General features: G+C 40.0%; 14 protein-coding genes and 1 pseudogene. 14 read left to right on the top strand and 1 reads right to left on the bottom strand.

The features are described from left to right. Positions 1 to 386: 386 nt before the first annotated feature. From D8787_RS10335 to D8787_RS10260, 14 genes and pseudogenes are all read left to right on the top strand, one after another. Positions 387 to 743 carry a hypothetical protein gene (locus tag D8787_RS10335; protein WP_125423568.1) on the top strand — a complete coding sequence of 119 codons (357 nt, stop codon included), beginning with the start codon at positions 387 to 389 and terminating at the stop codon, positions 741 to 743. 201 nt (positions 744 to 944) lie between these two features. Further along, on the top strand, positions 945 to 1,109 hold the full coding sequence (locus D8787_RS10330) for a hypothetical protein (RefSeq protein WP_125423565.1): 165 nt from the start codon (positions 945 to 947) through the stop codon (positions 1,107 to 1,109). After that, complete coding sequence (locus D8787_RS10325) at positions 1,106 to 1,510, top strand: immunity protein (protein WP_125423562.1); 405 nt, start codon at positions 1,106 to 1,108, stop codon at positions 1,508 to 1,510. The genes D8787_RS10330 and D8787_RS10325 overlap by 4 nt, the downstream gene beginning before the upstream one ends. 605 nt (positions 1,511 to 2,115) lie before the next feature. Further along, entirely contained in the window at positions 2,116 to 2,364 is a 249-nt protein-coding gene (gene blpZ, locus D8787_RS10310; protein ID WP_125423556.1) for an immunity protein BlpZ, read from the top strand. Between the two features lie 29 nt (positions 2,365 to 2,393). Further along, entirely contained in the window at positions 2,394 to 3,008 is a 615-nt protein-coding gene (locus D8787_RS10305) for a CPBP family intramembrane glutamic endopeptidase (protein WP_125423553.1), read from the top strand. A 192-nt stretch (positions 3,009 to 3,200) separates the two neighbouring features. After that, positions 3,201 to 3,812 carry a CPBP family intramembrane glutamic endopeptidase gene (locus tag D8787_RS10300; protein WP_125423550.1) on the top strand — a complete coding sequence of 204 codons (612 nt, stop codon included), beginning with the start codon at positions 3,201 to 3,203 and terminating at the stop codon, positions 3,810 to 3,812. A 160-nt stretch (positions 3,813 to 3,972) separates the two neighbouring features. Beyond that, the gene (gene ccrZ / locus D8787_RS10295) at positions 3,973 to 4,767 is read left to right on the top strand and encodes a cell cycle regulator CcrZ (protein ID WP_050294653.1); all 795 of its coding nucleotides are present in this window, start codon (positions 3,973 to 3,975) and stop codon (positions 4,765 to 4,767) included. Then, a complete protein-coding gene (gene trmB / locus D8787_RS10290; RefSeq protein WP_125423547.1) occupies positions 4,764 to 5,399 on the top strand; it encodes a tRNA (guanosine(46)-N7)-methyltransferase TrmB in 636 nt (211 codons plus the stop codon). The genes ccrZ and trmB overlap by 4 nt, the downstream gene beginning before the upstream one ends. Before the next feature lie 126 nt (positions 5,400 to 5,525). Further along, a complete protein-coding gene (rimP, locus tag D8787_RS10285; RefSeq protein ID WP_000338691.1) occupies positions 5,526 to 6,005 on the top strand; it encodes a ribosome maturation factor RimP in 480 nt (159 codons plus the stop codon). A 43-nt stretch (positions 6,006 to 6,048) separates the two neighbouring features. After that, positions 6,049 to 7,185 carry a transcription termination factor NusA gene (gene nusA, locus D8787_RS10280; protein ID WP_119942878.1) on the top strand — a complete coding sequence of 379 codons (1,137 nt, stop codon included), beginning with the start codon at positions 6,049 to 6,051 and terminating at the stop codon, positions 7,183 to 7,185. A 21-nt stretch (positions 7,186 to 7,206) separates the two neighbouring features. After that, positions 7,207 to 7,500, top strand: a complete 294-nt coding sequence (rnpM, locus tag D8787_RS10275; RefSeq protein ID WP_000857561.1) for an RNase P modulator RnpM — start codon at positions 7,207 to 7,209, stop codon at positions 7,498 to 7,500. Next, the gene (locus D8787_RS10270; RefSeq protein ID WP_125423544.1) at positions 7,493 to 7,792 is read left to right on the top strand and encodes a YlxQ-related RNA-binding protein; all 300 of its coding nucleotides are present in this window, start codon (positions 7,493 to 7,495) and stop codon (positions 7,790 to 7,792) included. The genes rnpM and D8787_RS10270 overlap by 8 nt, the downstream gene beginning before the upstream one ends. Before the next feature lie 16 nt (positions 7,793 to 7,808). Continuing rightward, positions 7,809 to 10,613 carry a translation initiation factor IF-2 gene (gene infB / locus D8787_RS10265; protein WP_125423541.1) on the top strand — a complete coding sequence of 935 codons (2,805 nt, stop codon included), beginning with the start codon at positions 7,809 to 7,811 and terminating at the stop codon, positions 10,611 to 10,613. Between the two features lie 251 nt (positions 10,614 to 10,864). Next, positions 10,865 to 11,011, top strand: a pseudogene (locus tag D8787_RS10260) (ribosome-binding factor A); the annotation flags it as partial. Positions 11,012 to 11,083: 72 nt separating this feature from the next. Here the strand turns inward: D8787_RS10260 and D8787_RS10255 are convergent. Further along, complete coding sequence (locus D8787_RS10255) at positions 11,084 to 12,817, bottom strand: IS1634 family transposase (protein ID WP_125423538.1); 1,734 nt, start codon at positions 12,815 to 12,817, stop codon at positions 11,084 to 11,086. Positions 12,818 to 12,866: the final 49 nt, after the last annotated feature.

The raw sequence follows: 12,866 nt of genomic DNA, 5'->3' as shown, positions 1-12,866 counted from the left end.
AAATCTTACTTTTCATGATTACTTGCCTCCGAATATAGATTTTTGCCGTGTTACAAATGTGACAAGTTTAGTATAGCACTGTTTTTAAAAAAATTTCATCCAAATCTTGAATGGTTATTGAAACATCTTGAATTGAACAAAGAACTTTCTCCTTGCCAAAATAATGAATATCATTCATAAACCGAAAAATAACATATGTTATCATTATTTTTTGCTATAATGGTTAATGAGCTTACCATTCTTGTCTTCAATAAAAAATCAGTATTTGAAGAAAACTAGGAAACTAGTTATAGACAGTACTGCTTTACGGCGAGATGGTGTTGCAATAGTTTGAAGAATATTTCTTAGGTTTGAAATAGAATACTATAGTATGTGAGGTATATTAAATGAATAAGAAATCCTTTTTTATCATCTGTTCTACGTTGATTATAGCTTCGAATCTTCTCATGATTTCCGTGGTGAACAAGGGAGAAGAAACGGGGGGCAATCTGTTTGTGATTGCTATAGCCTGTGTTATGCTACCAGTCTTTTTATATGCAGTTGAAAACCAACTGACTTCATTGGTAAGAGTAGAATCAATACTCCTGATTCAGTTGACAGTTATATCCTTACTCCGTCTTATCAACAGAATAGGGAGTACGCCTGAAATCTTCAACATTATTATTACCCTTATCGCTTTGGCAAGTGGGACAGCTGCTATCCTTGTTGCGATTATGAGAATATATGAGAACATACGGAAGTGAGGGTGAGTAGTTTTCTATTTTGTATTTTCACATTGTCAAGTTCCCCCAGGGCAAGTATGTTTTCCATGCTTGCTTTTTAAATTTTTTAACAATTCAAGAGGTTTTGATGACCATTTACGATTTGAGTGATCCAAGAATAAAACGAGTGCTATACTAGCAGTGTAAAGGTTCTAGCTCAACAAAGATTCAGGAGGAAATTTTATGAAGAAAAAAATACTTGTCATTTTCATCTTGTATCTGATCATGTCCATCTTTCTATATCCGCTTAGGGAGAGTGCTTGGTATCATCTATTTTATACCATAGCCTATGTGATTGCAGTGATGATTTATTTGGCTATCATGAAAAAGAAAGGAGAAAAGAAATGAAAACTTTTCTTGCTAAAAAACGGAACATCTTCCTTACGAGATTGTTCCTAGGTCAGTTGCCCTTGCTTGTCTCTACTTATCTATTTCTATCTCGTCAGTTTTTAAATTTTTCCTTGTTTTTCCAATTTCTTTTAGTGGTTATTAACTTGGCTTCTATTTTGGTCACTGTTTACCTCACTAGGGAAATGAGGATAAGAGAGTTTGAAGATGATGATTTGGTTAGTCCTAGAACCAATCAACTCATGTATATCTGCTTGACAGGCTTTATGTCTATTATTTGTTTGTATAGGGGTATCACAGCAGGAGAATTCTATCAACAATTAATTGCTTATATTGGATCTATTCTCTGCTTGCTTATCATGCTTTTACTCATTTGGGGCTTGAAGTATTATAAAAAGTAAGTGGATAATGAAGTTTTTGCAATTTAAGATATCTCGATGACAATTCAAGATTTGGATGAAAAATTTTAAAAAACAATGATAGACTAAATTGGTAAAAGTTGCAACGAGTGCTGCTACATTCTGTTAAAAATCGCTCTTAATTGATAATCTGGATTTGTTAGGAAAGGAGTAAATAATTATGGATAAGAAAAAGATAGTTTCGACTATATTATGTATAGTATTTCTTATAGTGTCAGTGGATAATTTTTTTAGAGACTTAACTCCGTTATTGTTCATTTTAAATATTATTGGTCTAACTTGTTTTTTAGTGTTAACATACATTAACATAAAAGAGATGCTCTTAAATAGAAGTAAATGATGATTTGGTTAGTCCTAGAACCAATCAACTTATGTTCATTGGTTTGACAGGTTTTATGTCTATTATTTGTTTGTATAGAGGGATCACAGCAGGAGAATCTTACCAACAACTAATTGCTTATATTGGCGCTATTCTCTGCTTGCTTATCATGCTTCTACTCATTTGGGGCTTGAAGTATTATAAAAAGTAGGGAAGAACTTTCTTCTTAATCTGCGCTTAGTCCACAGTCTGGCAAGAGGAGGTCATCATGTATAAACACTTATTTTTCCTAGATTCCAAAACCTTAGACTGGTTGACACCCTATATTCTAGTCTTGGCTTCTGACACCATTGCCTTTAATGTTTTTGTGCTCACCTTTGTATCTGTGGTTGTCTTTTATTTCCTGAATCCTATGCTAGCTTTAATGGCTATCTTCTTAGGGGCTGGCTATGTTGTCGGATTTTGGTTACTCAAATGGTTTGTTTTAGAAAGGCTAGAACTAAAGGATGACGTGTAGGGAGTCTGTTTGGTGAGGAGGATAGTTTTATGAGAATTTTTAATAAATGTCATGCCTTGTTTTTTGGATTTTTAGTCTTTGCAATCGTTGGTGCAGCGGGTTATTCCATTAATCAAGGCGATTATTTTCAACACCAGTACACATTCATTGTTGTAAAGAGTCTCTTGCTTTTCCTTAGTTTTGGCTATGCGAAATGGTTTGATATGATTTCTTTGGGGATTTTAAACAGGAAACAACTCTTGCTGTTCATTGGAATTTTTCTTCTCACTGTGCTGGTAAGTATTAGCTATCATGCTTTTTTCTCAGTTGTTTCTGGTGCTTCGGATCAACACCTTGAGGAAGCTAGTAAAGGACTTTCGCTTTCCTTTATTGTTAGTGCTACAGTTTTTGCACCTATCCAGGAGGAGTTCATGTTTAGAGGGCTTCTTCAAGGTGCAGTTTTTGATAATTCTTGGCTGGGGCTTGTGCTGACATCCTCTCTCTTTTCTTTCATGCATGAACCTTATGATATTCCTTCGTTTTGCTATTATCTTTTCGGGGGCTTGTTGCTGGGCTTTGCCTATAAAAAGAGTCAAAATTTGTGGGTTTCTACTCTAGTCCACATGTTTTACAACAGTTTGCCACTCTTAAGTTATATTCAATGAAAATCAAAGAGCAAGCTAGGAAACTAGCCGCAGGTTACCCAAAACAGTGTTTTGAGGTTGTAGATGAAACTGACGAAGTCAGTCACATATATAATCCAAGGCGACGTTGACGAGTATAAAATGGTTTGTTTTGGAAAGGCTAGATCTAAAGGATGACGCGTAGGAAGTCTGTTTGTTGAGGAGGATAATTTGATGGAGTTTTTTGATAAATTTCATGCCTTTTGTTTTGGATTTTTAGTACTAATAATCGTCATTACAGTTCCTTATACGATTAACCATGGGGATTTTTTTCAAAATGAAACTGCATTGATTATTGTAAGTCTTCTTGTAACTTTGGTGAGTGTTGCTTATGCTAGAAAGTTTGAAATGATTTCTTTTGGGATGTTAAGCAGGAAACAACTTTTACTTTTCATTGCAATCTTTCTTCTAAGTGTGCTTGAGACGCTGGTTTATATTCATTTCTTCGCTATTTCTTCTGGCGCAGGAGTTCAACACTTGGCGGAAGTCAGCAGAGGAATTTCCCTGTCTTTGATTTTGACTTCCTCAGTTTTTGGACCCATCCAGGAGGAACTCATTTTCAGAGGACTTCTTCAAGGTGCGGTTTTTGACAATTCTTGGTTAGGGCTTGTGCTAACTTCCTCTCTCTTCTCTTTCATGCATGGACCTTCTAATGTCCCTTCGTTTATTTTTTATCTACTTGGGGGTTTGTTGCTGGGCTTTGCTTATAAAAAGAGCCAAAACCTATGGGTTTCTACTCTAGTTCACATGTTTTACAATGCTTGGCCACTCTTATATTATTTATAAAAATCATGAAAGGTAAGCAGAAGACGGTGCTTGCCTTTTTCTTTCTATAATGATACCCAAGCCAATCTAGAGGCTTTTCTTTGAGAATCGGGTGTGGACCGGTTGACGAATAGGTCAAAAACTAGTAGAATAGTAAGGAAACTTTATACGGAGGAAAGAAATGGATTTGGGTGATAATGAGCTAACACTGACTCCCATACCTGGGAAAAGTGGCAAGGCTTATATGGGTAGCTATCCTGATGGGAAGCGCATCTTTGTAAAAATGAACACCTCTCCAATCCTACCTGGTCTAGCTAGAGAACAAATTGCTCCACAATTATTATGGAGTCGCCGTTTGGCAGATGGGCGTGATATGTGTGCTCAAGAATGGTTGACAGGCAAGATATTGACCCCCTATGATATGAATCGTAAGCAAATTGTCAATATTTTAACCCGCCTACATCGCTCACGTCCTTTGATGACACAGTTAAGTCGTTTGGGCTATGCCATGGAAACACCTGTAGATTTACTACAGTCATGGCAAGAAACGGTTCCAGACGCTTTGCGTAAAAATCATTTTATCAGTGAAGTGATGGCTGATTTACGTCAGACTATTCCAGGATTTAGAGAGGACTATGCGACCATTGTCCATGGAGATGTACGACATAGTAATTGGATTGAGACAGATAGTGGCTTGATTTATTTGGTGGATTGGGATTCGGTTCGCTTGACCGACCGCATGTTTGATGTGGCCCATATGCTCTGCCATTATATTCCAGAACATCAGTGGAAGGAATGGTTGACCTACTACGGTTACAAGTACAATCAAACGGTATTAAGTAAATTGTATTGGTACGGTCAATTGTCTTATTTGAGCCAGATTTCCAAGTATTATATGAACCAAGATTTAGAAAATGTCAATCGGGAGATTCATGGCTTGCGTCACTTCCGAGACAAGTATGGAAAGAGAAGATGAGAGTTAGAAATCGTAAAGGGGCGACAGAATTACTAGAGGCAAATCCCCAGTATGTAGTCCTCAATCCCTTGGAAGCCAAGGGAAAATGGCGGGACTTGTTTGGCAATGACAATCCCATTCATGTTGAAGTTGGAAGTGGAAAGGGTGCCTTTGTTTCAGGTATGGCCAAACAAAATCCTGACATCAACTATATCGGGATTGATATTCAAAAGTCTGTTTTGAGCTACGCTTTGGACAAGGTGCTTGAAGTTGGAGTGCCTAATATCAAGCTTCTGTGGGTGGATGGTTCTGACTTGACTGACTACTTTGAAGACGGTGAGATTAATCGCTTGTATCTGAACTTTTCAGATCCTTGGCCGAAAAAACGCCATGAAAAGCGTCGTTTGACCTACAAGACCTTTTTGGATACCTTCAAACGTATCTTGCCTGAAAATGGAGAAATTCATTTCAAGACGGATAACCGTGGCTTGTTTGAGTACAGTTTAGTGAGCTTTTCTCAGTATGGCATGAAGCTCAATGGTGTCTGGCTTGATTTACATGCCAGTGATTTTGAAGGCAATGTCATGACAGAATACGAGCAAAAATTCTCCAACAAGGGGCAAGTTATCTACCGAGTTGAGGCAGAATTTTAAGAAATAGCCTGAAATCAGGCTGTATAAGTGCTTTTGCTTTACATAAGTTGGCAAACGTGCTATACTAATAGTAAGAATATGAGAAAGAGAGGCGGGGAAATATCTTCGCCTCTTGCTTATGAGGAGGTGGACGCAATCGCAACAATCGTAGAATTAGTCAGAGAAGTTGTAGAACCTGTCATCCAAGCACCTTTCGAGCTCGTGGATATCGAGTACGGAAAGATTGGCAGTGACATGATTCTCAGTATTTTTGTAGATAAACCTGAAGGAATTACCTTGAACGACACGGCAGACTTGACAGAAATCATCAGTCCTGTCCTAGACACCATCAAGCCAGATCCCTTCCCAGAACAATATTTCCTAGAAATCACCAGTCCAGGCTTGGAACGTCCTTTGAAAACCAAGGATGCCGTCGCTGGAGCGGTTGGGAAATACATCCATGTCGGGCTCTACCAAGCCATCGATAAGCAAAAGGTCTTTGAAGGAACCTTGTTGGCCTTTGAAGAGGACGAGTTGACCATGGAATATATGGACAAGACGCGTAAGAAAACTGTCCAAATTCCATACAGTTTAGTATCAAAAGCACGTTTAGCAGTTAAATTATAGAAAAAGAAAGGATAGCTTTTGAGGATTCAAAAGTGAAGAAAACATGAGTAAAGAAATGCTAGAGGCCTTCCGCATTTTGGAAGAAGACAAGGGAATCAAAAAAGAAGACATCATCGACGCAGTAGTAGAGTCGCTTCGTTCCGCTTATCGCAGACGCTATGGTCAATCAGACAGCGTAGCTATTGACTTCAACGAGAAAACAGGTGACTTTACAGTCTATACTGTCCGTGAAGTTGTTGATGAAGTATTTGATAGCCGTTTGGAAATCAGCTTGAAAGATGCTCTTGCCATTAATTCAGCCTATGAACTTGGAGACAAAATCAAGTTTGAAGAAGCACCTGCTGAGTTTGGTCGTGTAGCAGCTCAATCTGCCAAACAAACCATCATGGAAAAAATGCGTAAGCAAACACGTGCCATCACTTACAACACTTACAAAGAGCATGAACAAGAAATCATGTCAGGTACGGTAGAACGATTTGATAATCGCTTCATCTATGTCAATCTTGGCAGCATCGAAGCCCAATTGTCAAAACAAGACCAAATTCCTGGAGAAGTTTTTGCATCTCATGATCGTATCGAGGTTTACGTTTATAAAGTTGAAGACAACCCTCGTGGTGTGAACGTCTTTGTCAGCCGTAGCCATCCAGAAATGATCAAACGCTTGATGGAGCAAGAAATTCCAGAAGTTTATGACGGAACTGTTGAAATCATGAGCGTGGCTCGTGAAGCTGGTGACCGTACTAAGGTTGCCGTTCGTAGCCACAATCCAAACGTGGATGCTATCGGTACAATCGTTGGACGTGGTGGTGCTAATATCAAGAAGATTACCAGCAAATTCCACCCAGCTCGCTACGATGCTAAGAATGACCGCATGGTACCAATCGAGGAAAATATCGACGTTATCGAGTGGGTAGCAGATCCAGCTGAATTTATCTACAATGCCATCGCTCCTGCTGAAGTTGACCAAGTTATCTTTGACGAAAACGACAGCAAACGTGCCTTGGTGGTTGTTCCTGATAACAAACTTTCTCTTGCTATCGGTCGTCGTGGGCAAAACGTTCGTTTGGCGGCTCACTTGACTGGTTACCGTATCGATATCAAGTCTGCTAGCGAATTTGAAGCCATGGAAGAAGCTGGTTCGGTAGAGTTGGAAGCAGAAAACGATACTGTAGAAGAATAAAAGCTGCTAGAGGAGGGAAAGATGAAAACGAGAAAAATCCCTTTGCGCAAGTCTGTTGTGTCTAATGAAGTGATTGATAAGCGTGATTTGCTCCGCATTGTCAAAAACAAGGAAGGACAAGTCTTTATCGATCCGACAGGCAAGGCCAATGGCCGTGGCGCTTATATCAAACTAGACAATGCAGAAGCCTTAGAGGCGAAAAAGAAGAAGGTCTTTAACCGCAGCTTTAGCATGGAAGTGGATGAAAGCTTTTATGACGAGTTGATCGCTTATGTGGATCACAAAGTGAAAAGAAGAGAGTTAGGACTTGAATAAGCAAAAGATAAGCAATCTCTTGGGGCTTGCTCAGCGAGCAGGGCGCATTATATCGGGTGAAGAATTGGTGATCAAGGCCATTCAAGACGGCAAGGCCAAGATGGTCTTTCTAGCCCATGATGCTGGACCCAATCTGACCAAGAAGATTCAAGATAAAGGTCATTATTATCAAGTAGAAATTGTAACCGTGTTTTCAACACTGGAATTAAGCATAGCAGTCGGGAAATCAAGAAAGGTTTTGGCTGTGACAGATGCTGGATTTACAAAGAAAATGAGGTCTCTTATGGAATAGAAGAGGAGGACATGATTTGTCTAAGAAAAGATTGTACGAAATCGCAAAAGAACTTGGAAAAGAAAGTAAAGAAGTTGTAGCGCGTGCAAAAGAGTTGGGCTTGGATGTGAAAAGCCACTCATCAAGTGTGGAAGAAGCTGTCGCTGCAAAAATCGCTGCCAGCTTTAAGCCTGCAGCTGCTCCGAAAGTAGAAGCAAAACCTGCAGCACCAAAAGAAAGTGCAGAAAAGAAAGCCGAAAAATCTGAGCCAGCTAAACCAGCTGTAGCTAAGGAAGAGGCAAAACCTGCTGAGCCAGTCGCTCCGAAAACAGAAAAAGTAGTAGCTAAACCGCAAAGCCGTAATTTCAAGGCTGAGCGTGAAGCTCGTGCCAAAGAGCAGGCAGAACGACGCAAGCAAAACAAGGGCAATAACCGTGACCAACAAAAGGGAAATCATCAAAAGAATGATAACCGTAATGGTGGAAAACAAGGTCAAGGCAACCGCGATAATCGTCGCTTTAATGACCAAGCTAAGAAACAGCAAGGTCAGCAAAATCGTGGAAATGAGCGCCGTCAACAAGAGGACAAACGTTTAAATCAAGCGGCTCCACGTATTGACTTTAAAGCCCGTGCAGCAGCCCTAAAAGCAGAACAAAATGCTGAATATGCACGTTCAAGTGAGGAACGCTTCAAGCAGTATCAGGCCGCTAAAGAAGCCTTAGCTCAAGCAAATAAACGCAAGGAGCCAGAGGAAATCTTTGAAGAGGTTGCTAAACTAGCTGAACAAGCGCAGCAAGAGCAACAGGTTCAAGCAGTGGTTGAAGTCGTCCCTGAGAAAAAAGAACCTGCAGTGGATACACGTCGTAAAAAACAAGCTCGACCAGATAAAGAACGTGACGATTATGATCGCGAAGAAGATGGTCCTAGAAAAAACCAAAAGAATCGAAGTAGTCAAAATCAAGTGAGAAATCAAAAGAATAGTAACTGGAATAATAGTAATAACAAAAAGAATAAAAAAGGCAATAAGCAAAACAACCGCAATCAGGCTCCAAAACCTGTTACAGAGCGTAAATTCCATGAATTGCCAACAGAATTTGAGTATACAGATGGTATGACGGTTGCGGAAATCGCAAAACGTATCAAACGTGAACCAGCTGAAATCGTTAAGAAACTCTTTATGATGGGTGTCATGGCCACACAAAACCAATCCTTGGATGGAGAAACCATCGAACTCCTCATGGTGGATTACGGTATTGAAGCTAAGCAAAAGGTTGAAGTGGATAATGCCGACATCGAACGTTTCTTTGTCGAAGATGGTTATCTCAATGAAGATGAATTGGTAGAGCGTCCACCAGTTGTAACCATCATGGGACACGTTGACCACGGAAAAACAACCCTCCTAGATACCCTTCGTAACTCTCGTGTTGCGACAGGTGAAGCAGGTGGTATCACTCAGCATATCGGTGCCTACCAAATCGTGGAAAATGGTAAGAAGATTACCTTCCTTGATACACCAGGACACGCGGCCTTTACATCTATGCGTGCGCGTGGTGCTTCTGTTACCGATATTACTATCTTGGTTGTAGCGGCAGATGACGGGGTTATGCCTCAGACTATCGAAGCCATCAACCACTCAAAAGCGGCCAACGTTCCAATCATCGTAGCCATCAACAAGATTGATAAACCAGGTGCTAACCCAGAACGCGTTATCGGTGAATTGGCAGAGCATGGTGTCATGTCAACCGCTTGGGGTGGAGATTCTGAATTTGTTGAAATTTCAGCTAAATTCAACCAAAATATCGAAGAATTGTTGGAAACAGTCCTTCTTGTAGCTGAAATCCAAGAACTCAAGGCAGACCCAACAGTGCGTGCGATCGGTACAGTTATCGAAGCGCGCTTGGATAAAGGAAAAGGTGCGGTCGCAACCCTTCTTGTTCAACAAGGTACCTTGAATGTCCAAGATCCAATCGTTGTCGGAAATACCTTCGGTCGTGTCCGTGCTATGACCAACGACCTTGGTCGTCGTGTTAAGGTTGCTGGACCATCAACACCAGTTTCAATCACAGGTTTGAACGAAGCGCCAATGGCGGGTGACCACTTTGCCGTTTACGAGGATGAAAAATCTGCGCGTGCGGCAGGTGAAGAGCGTGCCAAACGTGCCCTCATGAAACAACGTCAAGCTACCCAACGTGTCAGCCTTGAAAACCTCTTTGATACGCTTAAAGCTGGTGAACTTAAGTCAGTTAACGTGATCATCAAGGCCGATGTACAAGGTTCAGTTGAAGCCCTTTCTGCCTCACTTCAAAAGATTGATGTGGAAGGTGTCAAAGTTACCATCGTCCACTCAGCGGTCGGTGCCATCAATGAATCAGATGTGACCCTTGCTGAAGCTTCAAATGCCTTTATCGTTGGTTTCAACGTACGCCCTACACCACAAGCTCGTCAACAAGCCGAAGCTGACGATGTGGAAATCCGTCTTCACAGCATTATCTACAAGGTTATCGAAGAGATGGAAGAAGCCATGAAAGGGATGCTTGATCCAGAATTCGAAGAAAAAATTATCGGTGAAGCAGTTATCCGTGAAACCTTCAAGGTGTCTAAAGTGGGAACTATCGGTGGATTCATGGTTATCAACGGTAAGGTTACTCGTGACTCTAAGGTCCGTGTTATCCGTGACGGTGTCGTTATCTATGACGGTGAACTCGCAAGCTTGAAACACTACAAAGACGACGTCAAAGAAGTTACAAACGGTCGTGAAGGTGGATTGATGATTGATGGCTACAATGATATCAAGACTGATGATGTGATTGAGGCGTATGTCATGGAAGAAATCAAGAGATAAGATTTTTTGCTCCTTTCTTAGGTGGTGAGGGACGCAAGCAAACCAATGCTTTCATTGCTTATTTTTGAGCCTAGGGTCTCAAAAATCCCCTGTGATGGGACTGATAAATCAGTTCCATCACTTTCACCACGGCGAAAGAAGCGGATGAGTTCAAATTGAACTTCGTTTCAATTTGAACTGAAAATCAAAAAGTTTAAAAATAGCTAGGTCTGCTGGCCTAGCTTTTGGTTCAAAGTAGAGAAAGGAATATCATGGCAAATCATTTCCGTACGGATCGTGTGGGCATGGAAATCAAGCGTGAAGTCAATGAGATTTTGCAAAAGAAAGTCCGTGATCCGCGTGTCCAAGGTGTGACCATCACAGATGTTCAGATGCTAGGTGACTACAGTTTTTTGAAAACAAAGAGCCCCTAAATGCTGCTATAACAGCTTTTCGGAGCTCTTTTTCTCTTTTAAAAAAATGCGTACTTTTTATCGAGATTTGGTTTTTTTAAAAATTTTTTTCATATTTTTTTCGCTTATAATCTCAAAATCAGTTTGGAAGCCAAATGCTTGGTGGAGTTGATCCGTGATAGTTGTTCTGGTGTAAGTTGGAAGATATCCTACTCCATAAAGATGTTTGAACTTATAATTGCGTAAGGTTTGGATGAGTTCTGAACAGGTGACTGTTTCTCCTATTTGTTTTTCCAAGAGACGATAAATCATTAGTGCTAGGAAACAAATAGTGAAATGTGCTTGAATCCTATCTGAACGGCTGAGATAAACTGGTCTGGCTCGTAGTTCCTGCTTCATGATACGAAAACTCTCTTCAATTTCCCACCGCCTTTGATTGATGGCTACAATTGTCTGAATATCTTCATCTAGATTAGTAGCTACAGCGTAAAGACCGTCATATTGAGCCTCTTCCTGAATTCGTTCCTCATCAAGAGTTAGAATCCTTTTCTCGGCGATTTCCCCCTCCTTAGTAGTACTTGTTTCTTTCAGAAATCTCTTAAAATCGGTTTGTCTCTTCTTGGTAGCTTGGCTGGGCTTGCCCAGTAACTTACTAGCCCGTTCAATCTGTTTCTCTCGTATCGTTCGATGATAGTCTTGATATTTAGTAGAAAAGGTCACAATCAAGCGTTGATTTGGTAAGTCTTCATCATAAAAAGGAGATTCTTTAAAGAAAAGTTGTTTTTTTAATTCCTCCCTGTGTTCTAGCTCATCCAGATTGTAAAAGATAGGATTCTTATCCCCAACCATTCGCCAACCACTTTTATCCAAAGCCCAATCTCTGTATTCTTTCTTTAACTTCTTGATAGATTGAGTTGTGACATAGGAACGTTCTCCAAAAGAATTGTACACCTTATTGGCTTTTGATGAGAGTCCAGCATCTGTACAGACTACAAATTTTGAAGCCTTGTAATCCTTGACAATCTTTCTTTCTAATGGTTTAAGAGTTGTTTGTTCATTTGTATTTCCAGGGTGGATACAGAAAGCTAGGGGAATTCCTTGTTTGTCCATAAAGAGTCCCATCTCCACAATTGGATTTGGGCGATGTTCTTTAGATGGGCCGTATTGTCTCAGAAGCCCCTCCTCATCTTCATCTTCAATTTCAAAATAGAAGTTAGTACAGTCATAGTAGAGGACTTCTGTCTGTCGTTGAGTCATCTTTTTTGAAGTTTGATAGGTTTGTTCTTGTATAAACTCTGTTTCATTAGAAATAACTTCAAGAGCCCGATAAAAATGTTGGAGTTCAAATTCTTTAGGTTCGAGTAATGTTTTTGAAAATTCTAGGGTAGATCGTTTTGAAGCAGGAGCTAGAATCCGTCCATAAATCAAGCGAGATAGGATCTCATCTAGAGAGAAATTAAAACGATGTCGTTTTTGGATTTCTTTGTTAATTCTAGGCAGATCTAATTGATGATAGAGGTCTTGTAGGAAGAGATAGCCTCCATGATATTCGTTCAATTGATTTTGTTTTAACTGTTTGTTTTGACTAAAGGTAATGAGGAAATCTTTATTTTCTTCTTTTTCTTTCTCGGTTAATTCCTTAGCACGTAAACGAGCCCACTCAAGAGGTTCCATATCAGGATGTTCTTTTAAGATTGTGTTATGATTGCCTAGGTTTTCTACGATAGTAGAAGTCCGTTTATTTCCAACCTTGATATCTTTAATAATAGCGTAGTTGATAGTGTTTTTTGACTTTGATTGTTTAACTCTCATCTTTTCATACCTCACTCCATTATAACAAAGTACGAGAAAGTACGCAAAT

It is taken from the genome of Streptococcus mitis (genome assembly GCF_003944325.1).
Lineage (GTDB): Bacteria > Bacillota > Bacilli > Lactobacillales > Streptococcaceae > Streptococcus > Streptococcus mitis_CW.
Note: the sequence above shows the minus strand (reverse complement) of the source record. Positions and strands in the feature narration are given on the sequence as shown.

What these genes read in the sequence shown, in the direction of transcription:
- D8787_RS10335 (WP_125423568.1), top strand. Translation starts at nt 387, where the DNA reads ATGAATAAGAAATCCTTTTTTATCATCTGTTCTACGTTGATTATAGCT.
- D8787_RS10330 (WP_125423565.1), top strand. Translation starts at nt 945, where the DNA reads ATGAAGAAAAAAATACTTGTCATTTTCATCTTGTATCTGATCATGTCC.
- D8787_RS10325 (WP_125423562.1), top strand. Translation starts at nt 1,106, where the DNA reads ATGAAAACTTTTCTTGCTAAAAAACGGAACATCTTCCTTACGAGATTG.
- blpZ (WP_125423556.1), top strand. Translation starts at nt 2,116, where the DNA reads ATGTATAAACACTTATTTTTCCTAGATTCCAAAACCTTAGACTGGTTG.
- D8787_RS10305 (WP_125423553.1), top strand. Translation starts at nt 2,394, where the DNA reads ATGAGAATTTTTAATAAATGTCATGCCTTGTTTTTTGGATTTTTAGTC.
- D8787_RS10300 (WP_125423550.1), top strand. Translation starts at nt 3,201, where the DNA reads ATGGAGTTTTTTGATAAATTTCATGCCTTTTGTTTTGGATTTTTAGTA.
- ccrZ (WP_050294653.1), top strand. Translation starts at nt 3,973, where the DNA reads ATGGATTTGGGTGATAATGAGCTAACACTGACTCCCATACCTGGGAAA.
- trmB (WP_125423547.1), top strand. Translation starts at nt 4,764, where the DNA reads ATGAGAGTTAGAAATCGTAAAGGGGCGACAGAATTACTAGAGGCAAAT.
- nusA (WP_119942878.1), top strand. Translation starts at nt 6,049, where the DNA reads ATGAGTAAAGAAATGCTAGAGGCCTTCCGCATTTTGGAAGAAGACAAG.
- rnpM (WP_000857561.1), top strand. Translation starts at nt 7,207, where the DNA reads ATGAAAACGAGAAAAATCCCTTTGCGCAAGTCTGTTGTGTCTAATGAA.
- D8787_RS10255 (WP_125423538.1), bottom strand. Translation starts at nt 12,817, where the DNA reads ATGAGAGTTAAACAATCAAAGTCAAAAAACACTATCAACTACGCTATT.